The organism is Candidatus Symbiopectobacterium sp. NZEC151, assembly GCF_025962655.1.
Classification (GTDB): domain Bacteria; phylum Pseudomonadota; class Gammaproteobacteria; order Enterobacterales; family Enterobacteriaceae; genus Symbiopectobacterium.
The window spans coordinates 142,782-165,148 of record NZ_JAGFPE010000005.1 but is presented as its reverse complement, the minus strand read 5'-3'; the positions used below and the strand labels follow the sequence as shown (position 1 = coordinate 165,148).

General features: G+C 52.7%; 19 protein-coding genes. 8 read left to right on the top strand and 11 right to left on the bottom strand.

Annotated features, from left to right (window positions below):
- Positions 1–4: 4 nt before the first annotated feature.
- The 3 genes from aceE to J5067_RS16150 all read right to left on the bottom strand — a co-directional run bounded on the left by aceE (position 5) and on the right by J5067_RS16150 (position 5,131).
- Entirely contained in the window at positions 5–2,668 is a 2,664-nt protein-coding gene (aceE, locus tag J5067_RS16160; RefSeq protein ID WP_264651545.1) for a pyruvate dehydrogenase (acetyl-transferring), homodimeric type, read from the bottom strand.
- A 169-nt stretch (positions 2,669–2,837) separates the two neighbouring features.
- Complete coding sequence (pdhR, locus tag J5067_RS16155) at positions 2,838–3,602, bottom strand: pyruvate dehydrogenase complex transcriptional repressor PdhR (protein WP_196907846.1); 765 nt, start codon at positions 3,600–3,602, stop codon at positions 2,838–2,840.
- A 425-nt stretch (positions 3,603–4,027) separates the two neighbouring features.
- Positions 4,028–5,131, bottom strand: coding sequence for a hypothetical protein (locus J5067_RS16150; RefSeq protein ID WP_264628133.1), 1,104 nt, complete (start codon positions 5,129–5,131; stop codon positions 4,028–4,030).
- Positions 5,132–5,594: 463 nt separating this feature from the next.
- Here J5067_RS16150 and J5067_RS16145 point away from each other — a divergent pair, with 463 nt between their 5' ends.
- The gene (locus tag J5067_RS16145; protein WP_264644591.1) at positions 5,595–6,965 is read left to right on the top strand and encodes an amino acid permease; all 1,371 of its coding nucleotides are present in this window, start codon (positions 5,595–5,597) and stop codon (positions 6,963–6,965) included.
- 934 nt (positions 6,966–7,899) lie between these two features.
- On the opposite strand, the gene ampE is transcribed toward J5067_RS16145, so the two are convergent.
- Together ampE and ampD are read right to left on the bottom strand one after the other, a co-directional pair.
- The gene (gene ampE, locus J5067_RS16140; RefSeq protein ID WP_264651544.1) at positions 7,900–8,754 is read right to left on the bottom strand and encodes a beta-lactamase regulator AmpE; all 855 of its coding nucleotides are present in this window, start codon (positions 8,752–8,754) and stop codon (positions 7,900–7,902) included.
- Positions 8,751–9,326: a 1,6-anhydro-N-acetylmuramyl-L-alanine amidase AmpD gene (gene ampD / locus J5067_RS16135; RefSeq protein WP_264651543.1), complete on the bottom strand. Its 576-nt coding sequence runs from the start codon at positions 9,324–9,326 to the stop codon at positions 8,751–8,753. The genes ampE and ampD overlap by 4 nt, the downstream gene beginning before the upstream one ends.
- 275 nt (positions 9,327–9,601) lie before the next feature.
- Between ampD and ppdD the strand changes: the two genes are divergently transcribed.
- Genes ppdD through hofC form a run of 3 tightly spaced genes read left to right on the top strand, consistent with a single transcriptional unit; the run spans position 9,602 to position 12,697 of the window.
- A complete protein-coding gene (ppdD, locus tag J5067_RS16130) occupies positions 9,602–10,048 on the top strand; it encodes a prepilin peptidase-dependent pilin (RefSeq protein ID WP_319801683.1) in 447 nt (148 codons plus the stop codon).
- A 2-nt stretch (positions 10,049–10,050) separates the two neighbouring features.
- Positions 10,051–11,484, top strand: coding sequence for a type II secretion system protein GspE (gspE, locus tag J5067_RS16125; protein WP_264651542.1), 1,434 nt, complete (start codon positions 10,051–10,053; stop codon positions 11,482–11,484).
- 10 nt (positions 11,485–11,494) lie between these two features.
- Positions 11,495–12,697, top strand: coding sequence for a protein transport protein HofC (hofC, locus tag J5067_RS16120; protein ID WP_264628064.1), 1,203 nt, complete (start codon positions 11,495–11,497; stop codon positions 12,695–12,697).
- A 44-nt stretch (positions 12,698–12,741) separates the two neighbouring features.
- Here the strand turns inward: hofC and J5067_RS16115 are convergent, their stop codons facing one another.
- Entirely contained in the window at positions 12,742–13,788 is a 1,047-nt protein-coding gene (locus tag J5067_RS16115) for a GMP reductase (protein WP_264644584.1), read from the bottom strand.
- Positions 13,789–13,973: 185 nt separating this feature from the next.
- Between J5067_RS16115 and coaE the strand changes: the two genes are divergently transcribed.
- From coaE to yacG, 3 genes are read left to right on the top strand one after another with little or no spacing between them, the layout of a single operon-like run.
- A complete protein-coding gene (coaE, locus tag J5067_RS16110) occupies positions 13,974–14,591 on the top strand; it encodes a dephospho-CoA kinase (protein WP_264644583.1) in 618 nt (205 codons plus the stop codon).
- 2 nt (positions 14,592–14,593) lie between these two features.
- The gene (gene zapD, locus J5067_RS16105) at positions 14,594–15,346 is read left to right on the top strand and encodes a cell division protein ZapD (RefSeq protein WP_264644582.1); all 753 of its coding nucleotides are present in this window, start codon (positions 14,594–14,596) and stop codon (positions 15,344–15,346) included.
- A gap of 24 nt (positions 15,347–15,370) precedes the next feature.
- Positions 15,371–15,571 (top strand): DNA gyrase inhibitor YacG, encoded by a 201-nt coding sequence (yacG, locus tag J5067_RS16100; RefSeq protein WP_264644581.1) that lies wholly within the window; start codon positions 15,371–15,373, stop codon positions 15,569–15,571.
- A gap of 40 nt (positions 15,572–15,611) precedes the next feature.
- On the opposite strand, the gene mutT is transcribed toward yacG, so the two are convergent.
- The 3 genes from mutT to secM form a co-directional block, all read right to left on the bottom strand.
- Positions 15,612–16,010 carry an 8-oxo-dGTP diphosphatase MutT gene (gene mutT, locus J5067_RS16095; protein WP_264644580.1) on the bottom strand — a complete coding sequence of 133 codons (399 nt, stop codon included), beginning with the start codon at positions 16,008–16,010 and terminating at the stop codon, positions 15,612–15,614.
- A 146-nt stretch (positions 16,011–16,156) separates the two neighbouring features.
- The gene (gene secA, locus J5067_RS16090) at positions 16,157–18,865 is read right to left on the bottom strand and encodes a preprotein translocase subunit SecA (protein ID WP_264651541.1); all 2,709 of its coding nucleotides are present in this window, start codon (positions 18,863–18,865) and stop codon (positions 16,157–16,159) included.
- 177 nt (positions 18,866–19,042) lie between these two features.
- Positions 19,043–19,555, bottom strand: coding sequence for a secA translation cis-regulator SecM (gene secM / locus J5067_RS16085; RefSeq protein WP_264644578.1), 513 nt, complete (start codon positions 19,553–19,555; stop codon positions 19,043–19,045).
- Between the two features lie 34 nt (positions 19,556–19,589).
- On the opposite strand from secM, the gene J5067_RS16080 reads away from it, so the two are divergent.
- Complete coding sequence (locus tag J5067_RS16080) at positions 19,590–20,120, top strand: DUF721 domain-containing protein (protein ID WP_264644577.1); 531 nt, start codon at positions 19,590–19,592, stop codon at positions 20,118–20,120.
- Positions 20,121–20,164: 44 nt separating this feature from the next.
- On the opposite strand, the gene lpxC is transcribed toward J5067_RS16080, so the two are convergent.
- Together lpxC and ftsZ are read right to left on the bottom strand one after the other, a co-directional pair.
- Positions 20,165–21,082, bottom strand: coding sequence for a UDP-3-O-acyl-N-acetylglucosamine deacetylase (gene lpxC / locus J5067_RS16075; protein WP_264644576.1), 918 nt, complete (start codon positions 21,080–21,082; stop codon positions 20,165–20,167).
- A 102-nt stretch (positions 21,083–21,184) separates the two neighbouring features.
- Positions 21,185–22,336 carry a cell division protein FtsZ gene (gene ftsZ, locus J5067_RS16070; protein WP_264623700.1) on the bottom strand — a complete coding sequence of 384 codons (1,152 nt, stop codon included), beginning with the start codon at positions 22,334–22,336 and terminating at the stop codon, positions 21,185–21,187.
- Between the last annotated feature and the right edge of the window lie 31 nt (positions 22,337–22,367).

Here is a 22,367-nt window from a genome sequence, read left to right as displayed (position 1 = left end):
CCTCTTATGCCAAGCGCGGGTTAACTTTTTCAGGATCGATGTTGAATTTCTTGATGGCTTCAGCCACCACAGAAGCGTCAACTTCACCGCGTTTAGCCAATTCGCCCAGTGCGGCAACTACTACGTAGGACGCGTCCACTTCGAAGTGGTGACGCAGGTTTTCACGGCTGTCAGAACGACCGAAGCCATCAGTACCCAGTACGCGGTAATCGCTGGCCGGAACGTAAGTACGTACCTGCTCGGCGAACAGTTTCATGTAGTCAGTGGACGCAACAGCCGGTGCATCGTTCATCACCTGAGCGATGTACGGTACGCGCGGCGCGTCGGTCGGGTGCAGCATGTTCCAACGTTCGCAGTCTTGACCATCGCGCGCCAGCTCCGTGAAGGAGGTTACGCTGTAAACATCGGAACCGATGCCGTAGTCGTTGGCCAGAATCTGTGCCGCTTCACGAACGTGACGCAGAATAGAACCCGAGCCCAGCAGTTGAACCTTGCCTTTCGCGCCCGCTACCGTTTCCAGTTTGTAGATACCCTTACGGATACCTTCTTCCGCGCCTTGCGGCATGGCTGGCATGTGGTAGTTTTCGTTCAGCGTGGTGATGTAATAGTAGACGTTTTCCTGCGCTTCACCGTACATGCGCTCCAGACCGTCATGCATGATCACAGCCACTTCGTAAGCGAAGGACGGGTCGTAGGAAATACAGTTCGGGATAGTCAGCGACTGAATGTGGCTGTGACCATCTTCGTGCTGCAAACCTTCGCCGTTCAGCGTGGTGCGGCCAGAAGTCCCGCCGACCAGGAAGCCGCGCGCCTGTTGGTCACCCGCTGCCCAGCACAGGTCGCCAATACGTTGGAACCCGAACATGGAGTAGTAGATGTAGAACGGGATCATCGGCAGGTTGTTGGTGCTGTAAGACGTTGCCGCCGCCAGCCAGGATGAACCTGCACCCAGTTCGTTGATGCCTTCCTGCAAGATCTGACCTTTCAGGTCTTCTTTGTAGTAAGCCACCTGCTCACGGTCCTGCGGGGTGTACTGCTGGCCGTTCGGGCTGTAGATACCGATCTGGCGGAACAGACCTTCCATACCGAAGGTACGCGCTTCGTCAGCGATGATCGGAACCAGACGATCTTTGATCGACTTGTTCTTCAGCATCACGTTCAGGGCACGCACAAAGGCGATGGTAGTAGAGATTTCTTTGGTTTGTTCTTCCAGCAGAGAGCTGAAGTCTTCCAGCGTCGGCAGTTCCAGTTTTTCGTCGAAATTCGGCTGACGAGACGGCAGGTAACCACCCAGAGCCTGACGGCGCTCATGCAGGTATTTGTATTCATCAGAATCTTTGTCGAAAGTGATGAGCGGCAGTTTTTCGATGTCAGCATCAGCCACCGGCACATTGAAGCGGTCGCGGAAGTAACGCACGCCGTCCATGTTAACTTTCTTGACCTGGTGAGCGATGTTTTTGCCTTCTGCCGCGTCACCCATCCCGTAACCTTTGATGGTGTGCGCCAGAATAACGGTCGGTTTACCCTTGGTGTCTTGCGCTTTTTTCAGTGCAGCAAAGACTTTCTTCGGATCGTGACCACCGCGGTTGAGGGCCCAAATCTGATCGTCGCTCCAGTCAGCAACCAGCGCAGCCGTTTCCGGGTATTTGCCGAAGAAGTGCTCACGCACGTAGGCACCGTTTTTGGATTTGAACGTCTGATAATCGCCGTCAACGGTTTCGTTCATCAGTTGGACCAGTTTACCGCTGGTGTCTTTACGCAGCAGTTCGTCCCAACGCTCGCCCCACATGACCTTGATCACTTGCCAGCCAGCACCACCGAAGATGCCTTCCAGCTCGTTGATGATCTTGCCATTACCCGTAACCGGTCCGTCCAGACGTTGCAGGTTACAGTTGATGACAAACACCAGGTTGTCCAGTTTCTCGCGGGTCGCGATGGTGATAGCACCCTTGGATTCCGGCTCATCCATTTCACCGTCGCCCAGGAAAGCATAAACGGTTTGTTTGGAGGTGTCTTTCAGACCACGGTTTCCGAGATACTTCAGGAATTTAGCTTGATAAATGGCACCGATCGGGCCCAGACCCATAGATACGGTCGGGAACTGCCAGAAGGTCGGCATCAATTTCGGGTGCGGGTAAGAGGAGAGCCCCTGACCGTGTACTTCCTGACGGAAGTTGTTCATCTGATCTTCGGTCAGACGCCCTTCCAGGAAGGCACGCGCGTAGATACCCGGAGAGATATGGCCCTGGAAATACACCAGATCGCCGCCATCCTGTGCACTGCGTGCACGGAAGAAATGGTTAAAGCACACTTCGTAGAAAGTCGCGGAAGACTGGTAGGACGCCATGTGGCCGCCCAGATCCAGATCCTTCTTGGACGCGCGCAGCACGGTCATGATGGCGTTCCAACGAATAGCGGAACGAATGCGGCGCTCAAGGTCCAGGTTACCCGGATAGGCGGGTTCGTCTTCCACAGCAATGGTGTTTACGTAGTTGCTAACGGCACTGCCTGCCCCTACGTTTACGCCACCCTTGCGCGCTTCTGACAATACCTGATCGATCAGGTACTGCGCACGTTCAACACCCTCTTCACGGATAACCGATTCGATCGCCTGTAGCCAGTCGCGAGTTTCGATCGGATCCACGTCATTATTCAAACGTTCTGACATGGTGTATTCCTTATCTGTTTCTAATCAGTTAATTTTCTGGAGCCTGTCTTGCTGTACTCTGCCATTGTCGTCATAGCATCGACGGCTGTCATGTCATCGACGGTTGTCAAAGCACAGTAAGACAGGTCCAATCTCGTCATTTACGCGTTCAACGCCCCAATCAGAGCGCTCAATCCTTGCGTTGCTGGAGCCGACGTAGCGAACGCTCTCTTCGGCTATGTTCCCGGTTAAGATCCAGCAGTACTTCCTCAATAAACGCCAGATGACGATGCGACGCTTCGCGTGCCTTTTCAGGTTCGCGAGCGACAATCGCCTCAAAAATCCCGGCGCGATGACTGCTTACCTGGGCCAGAACTTCTCGGCTCAGATACAACAATTCAAAATTCTGTCGCACGTTCTGTTCCAGTAACGGTCCCATACAACGTAGCAAGTGTAGCAAAACCACATTGTGCGTTGCTTCTGTGACAGCCACTTGATAATGCATAACGGCTTCTGACTCTGCGACCAGATCGCCCGAGGCACGTGCCTGCTCAATCTGGGTATGGCACTCGCGGATGCGCTGGAAATCTTCTTCAGTACCACGCAACGCCGCGTAGTAGGCAGCGATGCCTTCCAGCGCATGGCGGGTTTCCAGCAGATCAAATTGAGATTCAGGATGGGTGCTCAGCAGTTCCGACAACGGGTCACTCACGCTTTGCCACAGGTTGTTCTGGACAAAGGTCCCCCCTCCCTGACGACGCAGTAGCAGGCCTTTTGCCTCCAGACGCTGGATGGCTTCTCGCAAAGAAGGACGGGAGACATCAAACTGTTTCGCCAGTTCGCGCTCCGGGGGGAGTTTCTCGCCGGGGCGCAAGGTTCCTTCGAGGATCAAAAACTCCAGCTGTTGTTCAATCACATCTGACAGTTTGGGCTGACGGATCTTGCTATAGGCCATGGTAAGTGTTTCTCTGCGAAGTGCGCGGAGTCAATTGGTAATACCAATTTCAAAAACGTGACGCTAAAGTAACAAAGTATTCACCTTCTGTCCATACGGACGTTGCGCTAAATCATGTTCTCCACCAGATTTTAACAATTGCACGATCCGATTAGGTCAAAACCCTATACTCATTAGGAAGTAGCGGCTTCAACCCTATAAATGTTTTAACTTTTATGAAACGAAAACCTGTCAATGCTGAACCGTTCAACCCACAATTAAATGAATAAAAATCCATAATTAATGAATTTAAAATCAAAGGTAAGTCATGGGACTGGAACGGGCGATACTTACTGTTAACATTCTCTCTTTTTCGAACGGTGATATTTTCAGCAACAAAAACCTATACACAACATCATCACCCTTCTCACTTTTTCCGATAAAAATCAGCTGTCACCCATCGATTTTACTCTCTCGATCTGACGATTGACATCGTTAATCGCAGTGTCACAGATCATGGATTTCATCCTGAGATTGCTCAGGTGTTCTGCGGTCTTTTCTGCCCGCCGGGTGTAAGTGCTGTGCTTTGCATCATACCCATCAATAGTCTGGACGATGTCTTTCATCAACGCCGTTCGGCAGCGTTCGGCCAGAGACACCCCATCACGGGTCCCTTTTTTCAAGGCATTTTGATACTCTTTCAACACAGCATATGCATGACAATAATCGATGAGGGTGCTCTGCCATTTCTTCCCTTGTATACTGGGTATTTCCCTTTCAATGTGTTTTCTTCGGCCACAAACGCGTTGCGTGCCAAAATATTTTTTGGCGTAAGCATCCGCCGAAAGGTGACTTTTCCATGTGGTAGGCCCACATCCAAGATCTTTAGCGCTGTAAATTTTGTTATCCACCGCCAATCGCAGAACATAATCCAGGTCAGACATTTTTTTCTGCGCATGGTGCGTAATTTCACGAAGCTGGTTATAAAGGTAAGCGACATTTTTCTTGGTTTCTGACAAATTATCGTTTGCTTTCTTTATTACCGTCTCAGCATCATCATCGCGCAATACGTTTAACTGCAAATGACACGCCTCACGTTTATGTTTGAATAAATCAGCGTTATCCACATTAAGGGCTCTGATCCCTGAGTGTTTCAAAATCTCTTTTTCAATTAATGATTTTTCAATTTTTATCTGATTTTGATTATTCCTATAACGACTGATGTAGTGCTCTCTCACATTGGGGTCCTTGGTGACCCGTTTTTTTAACGCCTCGGCTATTTCCACCAATTTTTCTTTTTTCTTGTCATAATGTTTAGATTGCTGTTTCATCAGTTTTTCGTGCAAAGGCGCAAGCCTTTTATCCACATCATGCTGGTCTCTGATGTTCATTCGTTTAAATAAATCAATGCCATTAGTGGCGAATTCTATTTTTTTCGCCACTTTCCCCATGTTGTCTAACGCCTCATGGCTTATTCTATCCTGACGGACAAGGGATAGGTAGGTAGACATAAATATATTGACATCCACAGGCTCAAATTTAATAGGCATAGCGTCGATATAATCCTGCTAAAAAGAATATTAGAAAAGCCATGATGTAATGTTATCGGCACATTGTATTCCATAAAGCGTTCATTAAATTTGGCATTTTTTATTAATCTTAAAACCAATAAAGCAGTCAGATAAATTACACCGACTTTAGCACCGCGAAGGCATCCTCCCTTTGACGTCTCGCTGGTCGCAGAGAGTGTGTCATATCGACCTGACGTCAGAACAGACGTAAACCGTTTCCATGCTGGTCTAAAAATGTACACAGGCAATATTTTCGTGGGGCCGATCGACAAATCGCGACAAGAAATCAGTGCAATCTCTTCCGCTTACCACTATTCTCTGACAAACGGTAGTCACCTGCGTATTTTCATCTGGTGAATGCCGTAAAAATAACATTACACAAACGTAAAATGACGCGAGCATCTGCATCGTGTCTGTTGCGCTCTGACAGAGGGTCACATTAATGGATGGTCAACAACACGACGGGACGCTGAAACGCGGCTTAAAAAACCGTCATATTCAGTTGATTGCCCTGGGTGGTGCCGTTGGCACCGGGCTGTTTTTAGGGATTGCTGCCACCATCAAAATGGCAGGTCCTTCCGTACTGCTGGGCTATGCCATCGGCGGTATTATCGCGTTTTTTATCATGCGCCAATTGGGAGAGATGGTCGTCGAAGAACCTGTTGCAGGCTCTTTTAGCCATTTTGCCTATAAATATTGGGGCGATTTCGCCGGGTTTGCTTCCGGCTGGAACTATTGGGTGCTCTACGTGCTGGTCGCGATGGCTGAACTGACGGCCGTGGGTATCTATGTGCAGTACTGGTGGCCCGATATTCCCACCTGGGTTTCTGCCGCCGTCTTTTTCCTGGTGATTAATGCCATTAACCTCGCCAATGTCAAAGTGTATGGTGAGATGGAGTTCTGGTTTGCCATCATCAAGGTCGTGGCAATTATCGGCATGATCGTGTTTGGCGGCTGGCTGCTGTTAAGCGGTCAGGGCGGACCGGAAGCCACGGTGACCAACCTGTGGGCGCAGGGCGGGTTCTTCCCCAATGGCGTCAACGGCCTGGTGATGGCAATGGCGGTAATCATGTTCTCGTTTGGTGGCCTGGAACTGGTGGGTATCACCGCAGCAGAAGCGGATAACCCGGAAACCAGCATTCCGCGCGCCACCAATCAGGTCATCTACCGTATTCTGATCTTTTATATCGGCTCGTTGGCCATTCTGCTGTCGCTCTACCCTTGGGGAAAAGTCGTGGAAGGGGGTAGCCCTTTTGTCATGATTTTCCACAACCTGGACAGTAATGTCGTGGCAACCATACTCAACGTTGTGGTGTTGACAGCAGCGTTATCGGTATACAACAGCTGCGTGTACTGTAACAGCCGTATGCTTTACGGCCTTGCCAAACAAGGTAATGGCCCGAAAGCGCTGTTGACCGTCGATAAACGCGGTGTACCCGTTATTGCCATCGGCATTTCTGCCGCCGCAACGGCGCTGTGCGTCCTGATCAATTACCTGATTCCGGGTAAAGCGTTCGAACTTCTGATGGCATTGGTGGTGTCTGCACTGGTGATAAACTGGGCAATGATCAGCCTGGCGCACCTGAAATTCCGCAAAGCCAAAGAGCAAGAAGGCGTGCAGACCAAATTCAAAGCGCTGCTCTATCCGCTGGGCAATTATATTTGCCTGCTGTTCCTTGCGGGCATTTTAGTGATCATGTTCTTAACCCCGGGAATTCAGATTTCCGTACTGCTGATACCCGTATGGCTGGTCGTGCTTGGCATCGGTTATGCCGTGAAACAGAAAAAACAACGGGTCGCAACCACCCGCTAAACGATATGACAACGGCACCTTCGGGTGCCGTTGCGATTCATCAGCTTAGCCAGCGCAGAATGAGTTATCGAAAGAAAGAACGCGTGCTGAGGGGGATGTTTATCGGAGTAACAGTGCCAGAACAGGTGTAACTGTATACGAAAGCTCAGGCCGAGACTGTACTTTAGTACATCTGGTATTCAGAAGTGAAAAGATTTATCGTTGCTGAATAAGAAAATCGGATAAAAAAAGTGATCCTCCGAAGAGGATCATACGCCAAATTGGCCAACACCAGGGAAAATTTTCGGCTAGTATTGCGAACAACACATATGCTGTCAATGGTTGGCTACTCGCAGTGAAATCAATTAGGAATTTTGATACACTTCATTTATCTTAAAAAAGGTAGCAAGAAATTTTCATTGTCAACAGTTTCTTATTTTAATGATACCTGCCTAAATCCTCACATATCATAAAAATCTCTTCTTTTGATAGACATACCTCACGGTAAGATAACCCGACTTGTTCAGCCTAAAGCATTACGTTTAACATCCGTAACACACCATCACGGATCATAAGAACGACATCCGAATGTTGTTATTGACAACACATGATAAATTAATGAATTTTTACCACAAAGAAAATAACGCGGATAGCATCAACATACCGCAATCAAAAACGGTCTTCTCAAATAGAGAAAATGAAATCTTATATTGGGCAAGCATTGGGAAATCATATCAAGAAATCGCTATTATTCTTGCGATCAAACCCATTAGACCTATTACGCCCTCTCACAATAGCTATCCCCTGAATAATTCGAGTGATAAGAGGGCATCAAGTGAGTGACGAACTGTCTGGAACAGCGCTGAACAAGACTTAGGCTGAACCGGAGCATGCACCTCGCAGATGAACGTCATCAATGGCTATGCACCTTGTGATATACCCCACCAGATTCAACTCAAAGCAACGTACCGTAAATCGTTAGCGCAGCCACCACCACCACCATCACCACAGACACTTTCTTCGCCAATATTACGGCAGCGCGCGGTGCATCAATCGGATCGGTGTGAGATTCGCGCACCAGAGAAAATTGTGCCAGCTGTGTAACAACCCAATAGGGAGAATGGTGCACATCTCCTAGCGATGCCAGCCAGGCAGGAAGCGCTTTTTCACCATGGCCTAGCAGCGCGTAGGTGATACCCGCCAAACGTGCCGGGATCCAATCCAACCAGCGCAACAAGGCATCTACGCCCGATTGTGCACGGACCAAAGGGGTATGATGCCGCGCCAGACAGGTTTGGCGAGCGCGTAAAATCGCATAGCCAACCAGCGCTATCGGCCCGTATGGCCCAGCGACCACAAACCAGAACAGCGGTGCCAGATAAAAGCGAAAGTTGAGCCACAGTAGTGCATTTTGCAATTCGCTCAGTTTTTCCCGCTCGGTGGCATCCAGCGGTAAGCCATGAATCAAGGCCAGCTCTTCTGCTAGCGCCTGCATCGCATCCTGTTCACCGCGTTGTGCTGCGCCAAGGTAATTCTGATAATGCTGCCGCACCTCGCCTGCACCAATACACAACAGTACGATAGCGATCCAGAGCAACAGCCCCACCAGCCCGAACAGCACCCCCTTCGCCAGCCACAACAGTGCAGCGGTTGCGGCCATCCCCAGCAACACTAACAGCAACGTCTGCAATAAAGAGGGCGCAGAGAGGCGGCGAAAAATCGTTTCCAGATGCGAGTCTATCTGCCAGCGATCGTTTTTTTTAAACAAACGCTCCCACGTCAGGGCCAGCAGCAAGGTAAACAGGGTCATGAGCGCTCACTCCTCTTATCGTCAATTTCCGGCACCTGGATCAATTGGTGATAATGCTGCCAGTCAAAGGCCGGACCGGGATCAGTTTTACGCTGAGGGGCGATATCACTGTGCCCGGTTATGCACTGTGGCGTAATGGGGTACTGGTTCAACAACAACCGAGTAATACAGGCCAACTGTTGGTATTGCTTCTGAGTAAAAGGTAGCGTATCAGTGCCTTCCAGTTCGATGCCAATGGAGAAATCGTTACACCGCTCACGGCCGGCAAACTGAGACACCCCAGCATGCCAGGCGCGTTTATCAAAAGGGACGTACTGCACAATACCGCCATCACGGCGAATCAGGCAGTGTGCTGACACCCGCAAATGGCTGATGTCACGAAAATAGGGGTGTGCCTGGGGATCGAGCGTTGCGGTGAACAGTTGGTCAATGTAGGGGCCGCCAAATTCTCCCGGCGGTAAGCTGATATTGTGTATCACCAGCAATGAAGGAGGCTCTTCGTCAGGGCGCGCATCGCAATGGGGGGAAGGCACCCGTTTTACGCCTGTTAACCAACCCGCTTCCAACTGCATACCACACGCTCCCCAATAAATGGTGTCATGCCATTATTACTCAGCTTTGGTTATTTTCCTAGCAAGGCATCTATAGAATAACCATTAACTCATTAAAATATAATAAATTTATTAAAAACCACTTATTTCTGCGATATCGATTCCAGATTTAACAAGAATCATGCAACCCGGGCCATTCTCTACGATCCGGCCTTCCAGTTATCCACATCTGCGCTCGTCCTCCCCTCGAGCCTCTTCTACCTTTATGCCAAACCTGCTGACTGAAAAGGACGATGATGAACACAGAACGCGGATTCACCCTGGTTGAGTTGATGATCGTTATCGCGATTGTCGCCATTCTCGCCTCGATTGGCATTCCGGCTTATCAGGGATACCTGCAAAAGGCTGCCATGACCGACATGCTGCAATCGCTGGCACCGTATCAAACTGCGGTCAATTTGTGCGCGTTGGAAAACAGCAGCGTTGCGCCTTGTAACGCAGGGAGCCAAGGCATTCCCGTCGCAAGAGGTTCACGCTATGTCAGCGATCTCAGCGTAACACAAGGCGTCATCAGCTTGACGGGGCAGTCTGCCTTGCAAGGGTTAAACCTGACCTTGATACCACGTTGGGATAGCGGCACCAGTTCCGTCATTTGGCGCCGACACTGTCAGGCGGCCACGCAGGCTGAGAGCTTGATAGTCGCTTGCGAACGGGTATTTCGTTTCGATGATGCCGCGGAGTAAACATGAGCACATATGCCCCGTTGGATCAAGAGCTCAAGCGCCTGTGCCAACGCTATCAGGCACGGCTGCTGGCATTGGATGAACAAACGGTCACCATCGCCATTAACGGGGATGTGGCACCTGCATTGCTGACAGCACTAAAATTTGCCAGTAATCGCCGTATCGTAGTGGAACGCTGGTCACAAGCGAGACTGGAGCAGGCTTTCCACCCCGCGCCACAGGCGGCAGAAAGCGACGCCGTGTTCAGCGTGACACCTACCACCGAGCCGACAGACGAAGAGACGTCCGTTATCCACTTTATCAATCAAACGCTGGCGCAGGCCTTTCAGCGGCGGGCTTCAGATATCCATTTTGAACCTATGGCGGATAACTATCGTGTTCGAATGCGTATTGATGGCGTGTTGCATATTTGCACATCCCCCCCGTTAGACTGGGCCGCACGCCTTACCGCACGACTGAAAATCATGGGGCAACTCGATATTGCAGAGCGCCGTCTGCCGCAAGACGGTCAGTTCTCGTTTGCGCACAATGCACAGTCGCTCTCTTTGCGTATTGCCACACTGCCCGTACTGGAAGGCGAGAAAGTGGTACTGCGCGTATTACAAACCTACCAACAGATGCTTACTCTCGACAGTCTGGGTTTATCGCCGACGGCATACGCCTGCCTGACACAGGCGTTACAGCAGCCGCAGGGCATGATCCTGGTGACCGGCCCCACCGGAAGCGGCAAAACCGTGACGCTGTACAGCGCAATATGCTGGCTTAATGAAAACCAGCGCAACATTTGCAGTGTGGAAGATCCGGTGGAAATCCCGTTGCCGGGCATCAATCAAACCGCATTAAACCTTAAGGCAGAGCTAGATTTCAGCCGCATTTTGCGTGCCTTGCTGCGTCAAGATCCTGATGTTGTCATGATCGGCGAAATACGCGATAGCGAAACAGCAGAAATTGCCGTGAAGGCGGCACAAACCGGGCACCTGGTATTATCGACGCTACATACCAATTCCGCGATTGAAACCCTGACCCGGCTCGGGCATTTGGGCATTCCCGGCTATTTGCTCGCGGGGGCGCTGACGCTGCTCATTGCCCAACGTCTGGTACGGCGTCTCTGTCCGCACTGTAAAACACCCGCATCCCAGCCATTAATGTTCCCCGATACGCTATGGGCAGCCCCCGTTCCGCATTGGGAGGCGCAAGGCTGTGAACACTGCATGAACGGTTATTATGGACGAACCGCCCTCTACGAGCTGCTGCCACTCACCCCAGCGCTACGACACGCATTGAGTCGTGGGGCCAGCACGCAAGACCTCGCGGTACTGGCCAATGACACGGGCTATGACACGCTCTGGCTATCTGCCTTGCAAAGGGTTTCCCAAGGGGAGACATCCGCCGCCGAAATGTATCGCGTCATTGGCGCATCACCACACTCTCATTGAGCCTGAGGCCATGTCACAAAAACTCTATTCCTGGCTTGCCCTCACGTCACACGGCGAATTACAGCGCGGGGAAAGCATCGGCAATGCGCGTCAGCACGTTTATCTCCGTCTGGCTCAGAAGGGATTCCAGCCGTTACGTTTACGCTACCGGCAGACCCTCACGCAACGGTACTGGAAAGCGGCGGCACGCATCGTCTTGTTTAAACAGGTTGCCGCATTGCTACAGGCTGGCCTGCCGCTGCTGAATGCACTGCGACTGCTCGCCGAACAGCATGAACTGCCGGGATGGCGATGCCTGATTAACACATTGGCCGATGACATTGCCGAGGGCGAATCCTTTTCTGACGCCCTGCGCCACCACCCACAGGTGTTTCCCACGCTTTATCCCACGCTGGTTGCCGTCGGGGAGATGACCGGTAAACTGGATGTGTGTTGCCAACAGCTAGCGATGCAGCAAGAGCAGCAGCTTCAACTGCAAAAGAAAGTGAAACAAGCGCTGCGCTATCCCGGTTTTGTTCTGGGTGTTAGCGTTACGGTGAGTATCATCATGCTGGTATGGGTATTACCCGAATTTGCCAGCTTGTACGAGACATTTGAGGCACCGCTACCGCCGCTGACGCAGCACGTTCTGGCACTGGCGGATGTGGTTGCACATCACGCCCTGCTGTTACTGATACTGCCGGTGAGCATCGTACTGGGGTATCCGGTGTGCCGCGCGCGCTCCATGGCACTACGCCGGCTGGAAGAACGTTTTTTGCTGAAAATCCCGCTACTCGGCGCACTGATGCGAGGAGAGGCATTGAGCTACCTTTTCACGCTGCTCGCGTTGACGCAACGCGCTGGGCTTACGCTGCCTGCCGGTCTGACCGCTGCCGCCACCCTTCCCTATTTTGCCTACCAGGAAGCACTACAGCCGATTCTGCGCAATATAGAACAGGGAGACTCACTGCAACAGGCGATGACACCGTATAGCGGGTTATTCCCGCCCCCTTGCACGCAACTGATTCGCGTAGGAGAAGAAACCGGCGCGCTGGACAACATGTTTAGCCAATTAGCGCACTGGCACCAACAGCAAACGGCACAGCGCGCTGAAACGCTAACCCACACGCTGGAACCGCTGCTGATCGTAGTGGTGGGGGGCATTATTGGTACGCTGGTCATCGCCATGTATCTGCCCATCTTCCAATTCGGCAATCTGATGGCGAATGCATAACGCCTTCGCCATCTTCGTGCCGTCTGCTGCCGGGCGTGCTCGCGCTAGGCGTTGCCGTTGTAAATGCGGTTTTCCTGTTCCGCCACACGAATAAACGTGGTGCGTTTGGTGAGTTCTTTCAGGCGAGAAGCCCCAACGTAAGTGCATGCCGAGCGCAAACCGCCCAGAATATCACGAACGGTATTATCGACCGGGCCGCGCAGCGGCAGCTTGACCGTTTTCCCTTCTGCGGCACGATACTCTGCGACACCGCCGGAATGGCGCTCCATCGCAGAGGCAGAACTCATACCGTAAAACAGCATCATTTTCTCGCCATTCTCTTCTACCACCCGGCCTTCACACTCATCGTGGCCCGCCAGCATGCCGCCGAGCATCACAAAATCTGCGCCGCCGCCGAAGGCTTTTGCCACATCACCCGGCATCGAGCAACCACCGTCGCTGACGATCTGCCCGCCCAAACCGTGCGCAGCATCGGCACACTCGATCACGGCAGAAAGTTGCGGATAGCCCACACCGGTTTTCACCCGCGTGGTACACACGGAACCAGGGCCAATGCCTACCTTGACGATATCCGCGCCAGAGAGAATCAGCTCTTCCACCATTTCACCGGTAACCACATTACCGGCGCAAATGACCTTATCCGGCCAGGCTTCACGCGCTTTTTGCAGGAAATTAACGAAGTGCTCAGAATAACCATTGGCAACGTCGATGCAGATAAATTTGAGCTCTGCCGACAGCGCCAGAATCTGTTTCACCTTGACGAAATCCGCCTCCGACGTACCGGTGGATACCATCACATGGCGCAATACCGTTTCAGGCGCTTCTTTAACGAACTGCGCCCACTGCTCCACGCTGTAGTGCTTATGCACCGCAGTCAGTACGTCAAACTCCGCCAGCGCACGCGCCATACGAAAGGTGCCAACAGTATCCATATTGGCCGCAATCACCGGTACACCAGACCAGGTGCTCTGAGCATGAAGGAAAGTGAATTGGCGCTCCAATTCCACGTCAGAACGACTTTTCAAGGTAGAACGCTTGGGGCGAATAAGGACATCTTTGAAACCGAGCTTCAGATCTTCTTCAATACGCATGACGGTTATCTTCCTGGTTATAGCGGCGAGTATGCCAGCAATGCGGCCACGTAAAGTACAAAGGGAGAAGGCCATTCCCAGTTACCTCATCATACGCAGTAATAATGCAACAACAAGACTGCGAATTTCCCTTTATTTGGGCTAGAATCCCATAAATTTACCTGCTCATTTTCACACAAGGCATTATGACCTATATCGTAGCCTTAACAGGTGGCATCGGCAGCGGCAAAAGTGCGGTCGCCGATGCCTTCGCCACCTTCGGGATCCCGATTGTCGATGCCGATATCATCGCTCGCCAGGTGGTAGAACCCGGTGCGCCAGCGTTATCTGCTATTCAGGCGCATTTTGGTAACGATATGCTCAATAGCGATGGCACCTTGAATCGAGCCATGCTTCGCCAGCGCATCTTTTCCTCAACAGAGGATAAAACGTGGCTAAATGCCTTACTGCACCCCTTGATTCATGCAGAAACGCGGCGACAATGGCAACAGGCGAAAGGCCCCTATGTGCTGTGGGTGGTGCCGCTGTTGGTCGAGAATGGGCTGCAATCTCTGGCGCAGCGTGTTGCGGTTGTTGATGTGGAAAGAAACACGCAGATGGAACGCCTGCTCGCGCGCGACAAGGTAAATCGCCAGCAGGCTGAGAACATACTCGCGGCACAGGCAACGCGTGAACAGCGGTTGGCCTGTGCTGATGACATTATTGATAACAACGGTCGCCCCGGGGCGTGGATGGAACAGGTTACCGCGTTGCATCAACGCTACCTCGCCCTTGCCGCCGACAACGACCGACAGGACAAGTAACAATGAGCGATGCCCTTTCCACCGTGTTGTTTGAATATCCGCTAAATGAAAAGACGCGTACCTGGCTACGTTTGGAAACGCTGCTGCAACAGTTGCATGAAAATCACAGTTGGGCAGATATGGGCAGTGCGCTCGCCTTCTTCCGCGCCGTGGTCGATTTGCTCGACGTGCTGGAACGCGGAGACATTCGTACTGAACTGCTTAAAGAGCTGGAGCGCCAGCAACAAAAGCTGCTGCAATGGAGCGATGTGCCCGGCGTCGATCATGACCGCATCCATGTACTGCGCCAGCGTTTGAAGCAATTCGCGGCCGTGCTGATGTCCGCACCGCGCATGGGGCAATTTTTGCGTGAAGACAAGCTGATTGGTATGGTGCGGCAGCGGTTGAGCATTCCAGGCGGTTGTTGCAGTTTTGATGTGCCGACGCTGCATCTGTGGCTGCATCAGTCGCAGGCGCAGAAGCAACAGGTGATCGATACCTGGCTACACTCACTGTCACCGCTAAAGAACTCGCTCGATCAAGTGCTGGAGCTGATACGCCACTCTGGTACGTTTCGGGCACAAACCAGCTTGAACGGATTCTTTCAAGATAACGCGGTGGATGCCGATCTGATTCGTTTGCAATTGGCTATCGAGCATCAGCTCTACCCTCAGGTATCAGGCCATAAATCGCGTTATGCGATTCGCTTTTTGCCATTAGACAGCGAAAATGGTCACGTGCCCGCGCGCCTGTCATTTGAATTAGCCTGTTGTTAACCAATATTGCTGTAGGAATAAACCATGGATAACGAAACCTTCACTGTTAGCTGCCCCACCTGCAAAAAGTCGGTGGAGTGGGGAGAACATAGCCCTTACCGCCCATTTTGCAGCAAACGCTGCCAGCTTATCGATCTCGGCGAATGGGCAGATGAAGAAAAACGCATCCCGAGCAATGAAGATATTTCGGACAGTGACGAATGGAGTGAAGAACCTCGCCATTAACTAACGCCTGACGATTAATCAGCGGGGTTGTTGCACCGGTTTAACAATGCGTTTCCTTCAGCCAGCGGATCATCTCTGCGTTGGCAGGAGGAAATTCATCTTCCAGCAGCGACGCGGCTTTCAGCCAGCGAGAAGGCTGCCCCTCACGCCCATAGGGTTCGCCCTGCCAGCGTTCAACCATAAAAAAGTGCAGCGTGATGATGCGCTCCTCGGTTTCCACGGTTTTGCTGTTCAGCGCAGTCGGTGCCAGCGCTTCTATCCCCGCTTCTTCACGCAGTTCGCGAATCAACGCCTGTTCAGCGGTTTCTCCCTGCTCCACTTTCCCACCGGGAAACTCCCACATCCCCCCCATGTGCACGCCCTGAGGGCGACGGGCAATAAAAAACTCGCGTTGCGCATTACGAATAATGCCTACCGCAACGTTCAGATGTTTACGCACGGCTTACTCCTTCAAATTCCAGCCAGATAAAAGGCGGTCATTGACCGCCTCTTCGTTATATCACAGTTATACGCGCCACAACTCAAACCGCAGATGCGTTCACCACGCTCATTTTGCAATTCGCATTATTTAGCGTTTAGATGACATCAGTGTTGCAAGCTGCCATGGCACTGCTTGTATTTTTTACCGGAACCGCACGGGCACGGATCGTTACGACCAATCTTGCGATCGCCCTGTCCGGCTGCCGCTGCCGCCGCGCTGATTTGATCGTCGCTTTGGTGGCTCAGCTGTTGCTGACGCGCCAGGCGTTCCGCCTCTTCGCGACGCTGTTGCTCTAATGCTTCAACTTCTTCCGGCATTCTAACCTGCACCTTGCTCAGCGTGCCGATCACTTCGTATTTCAAGGACTCCAGCATGTTGGCAAACATGGAGAAGGATTCGCGTTTGTACTCCTGCTTCGGATCTTTCTGCGCGTAGCCACGCAGGTGAATACCCTGACGCAGATAATCCATGGCCGCCAGATGCTCTTTCCACAGGGAATCCAGCGTTTGCAGCATCACGCCCTTCTCGAAGTTGCGCATCACATCGACACCGACTACTTCTTCTTTGCGCTGGTAGACATCGACGGCCTGTTGCAGGATGCGCTCACGCAGGGTTTCTTCATGCAGCGTGTGCTCTTCATCCAACCAGGCTGAAATCGGCAACTCGAGATCGAAGTCGTTTTTCAGACGCTGCTCCAGCCCTTCGATATCCCACTGCTCTTCCAGCGACTGCGGCGGAATGTGGTTATCAATCGCCAGCTTGAACACGTCTTCACGGATGCTGTTGATGGTTTCGCTGATATCCGCCACGTCCAGCAATTCATTACGCTGGGTGTAAATGGCACGGCGCTGATCGTTAGCCACGTCATCATATTCCAGCAACTGCTTACGAATATCAAAGTTGCGGCTTTCTACCTTACGCTGGGCGTTGGCGATCGCTTTGGTTACCCACGGGTGCTCAATGGCCTCACCCGGTTTCATCCCCAGTTTACGCATCATGTTGGAGACGCGATCGGAGGCAAAAATACGCATCAGCGCATCTTCCATCGACAGGTAAAAACGGGAAGAACCGGCATCCCCCTGACGACCGGAACGGCCACGCAGCTGGTTATCGATACGGCGTGACTCATGACGTTCCGTACCGATAATGTGCAAACCACCGGCGGCCAGTACTGCATCGTGACGCACCTGCCATGCGGCTTTGGCATCGGCAATCGTGGCTTCATCCGGCTCTTCCAGCAGCGCCAGCTCAGCCTGCAAGCTCCCGCCCAGCACGATATCGGTACCACGGCCCGCCATGTTGGTGGCAATGGTCACCGCGCTTGCCTGACCGGCCTGCGCAACGATATCCGCTTCCTTGGCGTGGAATTTGGCGTTCAGGACGTTGTGTTTGATGCCTGCTTTGGTCAGCGCTTCTGACACCACTTCCGATTTCTCGATGGAGATAGTCCCCACCAGCACCGGCTGGCCCTTCACGCTGCGCTCTTTAATGTCTTCGATGATCGCGTCGATCTTTTCCTGCTCGGTCATGTAGACCAGATCGGGTAAATCTTTACGGATCATCGGGCGGTTGGTCGGCACCACAATGGTATCGAGCTTATAGATAGAGCTGAATTCAAACGCTTCGGTATCGGCCGTACCGGTCATCCCGGCCAGCTTTTCATACAGGCGGAAATAGTTCTGGAAGGTGATCGACGCCAGCGTCTGGTTTTCATTCTGGATCTTCACGTTCTCTTTGGCTTCCACCGCCTGGTGCAAACCATCTGACCAGCGACGCCCCTGCATGGTACGACCGGTGTGCTCATCCACGATGATCACTTCGCCGTCTTTCACGATGTAGTCAACATCGCGAGTGAACAGCACATGGGCGCGCAGCGCGGCGGTAACGTGGTGCATCAGCATGATATTGGTTGGCGAGTAAAGCGACTCCCCATCATCCATGATGCCTTGTTTTACCAGCAGCTCTTCCACCAGCACCAGGCCGCGCTCGGTCAGGTTAACCTGACGCGCTTTTTCATCCACCGAGAAGTGTCCTTCACCTTGGAAGGTATCTGAATCTTCTTTTTCCTGACGAATCAGGTGCGGGATGATTTTGTTGACGCGAATATAGAGATCGGAGCTGTCTTCCGCCGGACCGGAAATGATCAGCGGGGTACGCGCTTCATCGATCAGGATGGAGTCCACTTCATCCACCAGCGCATAGTAAAGCTTACGCTGCACGCGCTCTTCCGGGCTGAATGCCATGTTGTCGCGCAGATAGTCAAAGCCGTACTCGTTGTTGGTACCGTAAGTGATATCGGCCGCATAGGCTTCACGCTTGGCCGGTGCAGGCATGCCCGGCAGGTTGATACCAACCGTCAAGCCCAGGTATTCAAACAGCGGGCGGTTATTCTCGGCGTCACGCTGTGCCAGGTAGTCGTTCACCGTCACCACATGCACACCACGGCCCGTCAGGGCATTGAGGTAGGCAGGCAACGTTGCGGTCAGGGTCTTACCTTCACCGGTACGCATTTCTGCGATGCAACGCTCGTTCAGCACCATGCCGCCCATCAACTGTACGTCGAAATGGCGCATACCAAACACACGTTTACTGGCTTCACGCACCACCGCAAACGCCTCAGGCAGCAACGCTTCGAGGGTTTCCCCTTTCTCAAGACGCCCACGGAATTCAGCGGTTTTCGCCTTCAGTTCATCATCCGACAGCGCTTCGATGGCCGGTTCCATACGGCTAATCACTTCAACCACTTTACGCATACGGCGCAGCGTACGATCGTTACGGCTGCCAAAAACTTTAGTCAGGATACTGGTTAACATAATGATTTTATTCTCACGTAAGCCGCTGTATCAGCGACGATACGATAGCTACTCATAATTCCTTTCATCGCGATCCGGAGATCGGCGAGAGAAGCGGTGTTCGCGTTTGCATTCAGAACAGTGACCATTGTCCCTGTTCGTCGTTATACGCCAAGAAAACGCGAGTGAAACGGCGTGTCAGGCGGAGCGTGCAGGCCCGGCGCGGATGCCACGGACTTGAGACAACCACAGCCCGGCATGATAAGGAGAAGCGGCAAAAACCAGGGTGCCGCGCGGTAAGGGATGCAACGCCGAGGGGGTTTCCGGCAGCGTCAACAGCGCATTGAGCGTATCCAGGATTACCAGCGGGTGCGCACTCAACGCCGCCTCAGCCTCCGGCAACGCGTGTGCCTGAGGCACCGTCAGCGCAAAGGAGAGATGGCGAATAACCGTGCGGATGGCATGCTGATGCCAATAATCGATACCAAACGAGGTGCGGCGATGCACCTCTTTCAAACTGGCCAGCTCGGTCAGGCTAAAAGCGACGGGATTCTGGCGGCTGATGCTGGCCGTCGCGTTTGACGCAGAGGCATGCTCGTTGGTTTCGTTAAGGCTGGTCGGCAGACCAAGGCTGGCCGCGACCATCCCCAACAGGAGATGTGGCCAAAAATAACGTCTGCCAAATTGTCGCCAACGATTTAGAATACCCATGACGAGTTTATTTGCCCACCGGAGCCTGATACCTATGCGTGATAGCCGCCCCCAATCACTGGAGTCCCTGTTCGATAGCGTGTCAGGGGGAAATAAAGGCCCCTTGCACGAGGTTCAACAGCGCGCTATCGCCTTGTTAAAACTTAATCGGGCCGTGAAAGGCTTACTGCCTTCTCAACTGCACCCATGGTGTCGCGTCGCGAATTACCGACAAGGCCACCTGATTCTGGAAACTGCCAATGCAAGCTGGTTAATGCGGTTACGTTATGAGCAACCCTCGTTACTCTCAGCATTGCGCGCTCAGATATTACCATCATTGGCATCGATCGACATCAGGATTAATCCCGCGCTGGCCGCAAAAGGGGATGAAACGGTATCGGGAAAGGATAATTTGCGCGCAGAAAGCAAAAACTCAGATACGCCGCCCCGTCAACTGAGTGAACAAAGCGCCGAGACGATCCGGCATTTAGCCAGTCACAGTCCGGAAAAATTGAGGAAGATATTAGAAAGGCTGGCTTCACTCGCCGGAGAGGGTACGAGTAAAACCAGCCAACAGAAAAAATAACCTATTACATTCGCCTGAGCGACGGCCCTAACGCCCGATGTCGGTTACGCCAGCACCGTAGAAGGCGCTTTGAACGCCAGCGGCACTTCGCGCTCGTTTTCAAAGGTGACGTATTCCCACGCTTCCTGTTTAGCCAACACCGCCTGCAACAATTTGTTGTTTAGCGCATGACCAGACTTGAACGCAGAGAACGCACCGATGATGTTATAACCGCACATGAACAGGTCGCCGATGGCATCCAGCATTTTGTGACGCACAAATTCGTCTTCAAAACGCAGACCATCTTCGTTCAGCACACGATAATCGTCTACCACGATAGCGCAATCCATACTGCCGCCCAGGCACAGGCCGCGGGATTGCAGGTATTCGATATCGCGCATGAAGCCGAAAGTACGCGCACGGCTGATCTGGCGAATAAACGCATCCGCTGAGAAATCCAGGGAATAGCGCTGTGAACCGGCATCAATCGCAGGGTGGTTAAAATCGATGGTGAAATCCAGGCTGAAACCGTTATACGGCGTCAGTTCTGCCCATTTGTCACCGTCTTCAACCCGCACAGGCTGTTTGATGCGTACAAACTTTTTGGCGCAGTTCAGCTCTTCGATACCGGCATCAAGCAACAGGTAAACGAACGGGCTGGCACTGCCATCCATAATTGGAATTTCCGGGGCATCAACATCAATGACGATGTTATCGATACCCAACCCCGCCAAGGCGGCGTTCAGGTGTTCCACCGTTGAAATACGTACGTCATGCTCGTTTACCAGGCAAGTACAGAGCATGGTATCACGCACGGATTTGGCATCAGCCGGAAAATCAACCGGTGGATTCAAGTCAGTGCGGCGATAGATGACCCCGGTATTCGCCGGTGCAGGTCGCATCGTCAGCGTGACTTTCTTGCCGGTATGCAAACCGACGCCCGTCGCCTGTACGATACGCTTTAATGTACGTTGTTTGATCATCGTATTATCTCGCAATGTTACTGAACCAACCGTCCTAGCTTACACCAGGATCGGCGGGACAGTTTAGCACAAAGAGCGGAGATTCCAATCACAAGGCGGAGGTTAGTCCGCTTGTTTGCGCAAAAATGCGGGAATATCCAAATAGTCAGGCTCTTTGTTGGTTTGTACCGTTTGGTCATTAACCACCTTGGCCGCCGGTTTTTCCTGCGTCAGCGGGGTCATACCGTGCTGCTGGTAACGGTGATCCATAACCGGTTGGCTGGCTTGCTTATTGGTCACCAGCGTAATTTCCGGGCGCTTGTCCATGCCGATACCGGTCGCCACCACGGTGACGCGCAGTTCGTCGTTCATGTCCGGATCCAACGAGGTACCAATCACCACGGTGGCATTGTCGGACGCGAACGCACGGATAGTGTTACCCACGGTTTCGAACTCATCCAGACGCAGGTCAAAGCCCGCCGTGATGTTAACCAGCACGCCGCGTGCGCCAGACAGGTCGATATCTTCCAGCAGCGGGCTGGAAATCGCCATTTCTGCCGCTTCTTCGGCACGGTCTTCACCGCGCGCCACGCCGGAGCCCATCATGGCATAACCCATTTCTGACATCACAGTGCGCACGTCAGCAAAGTCCACGTTCATCAGGCCAGGACGAGTAATCAGCTCTGCGATACCTTGGACAGCGCCTTTCAGTACATCGTTCGCTGCACCGAACGCGTCCAGCAAAGAAATACCGCGACCCAGCACTTTCAGTAGCTTGTCGTTAGGGATGGTGATCAGCGAATCCACGTGCTTGGACAGCTCGGCAATCCCCTGCTCGGCAAACGCCATGCGTTTTTTACCTTCGAAGTTGAAGGGCTTGGTCACTACTGCAACCGTCAGGATACCAAGATCCTTTGCCACTTCAGCCACGACAGGCGCAGCACCGGTACCGGTACCGCCACCCATACCGGCGGCGATAAACACCATGTCCGCGCCATCAAGCGCAGCGCGCAGCGCTTCACGGTCTTCTTCCGCCGAGTTGCGACCCACTTCCGGGTTGGCGCCTGCGCCCAGCCCTTTGGTGATGCCGCTACCAATCTGAATAGTCTGACCCACCGCGGTCTTGCGCAGTGCCTGCGCATCGGTGTTCACCGCGAAGAATTCGACGCCTTCGATGCGCTCGCGCACCATATGTTCGACGGCGTTACCGCCGCCACCGCCGACGCCGATGACTTTAATCACCGCGTCGTTGGTTAACTCCATTGGTTCAAACATAGTTTCTCTCCGTTTTGTGCCTGTACCGCGA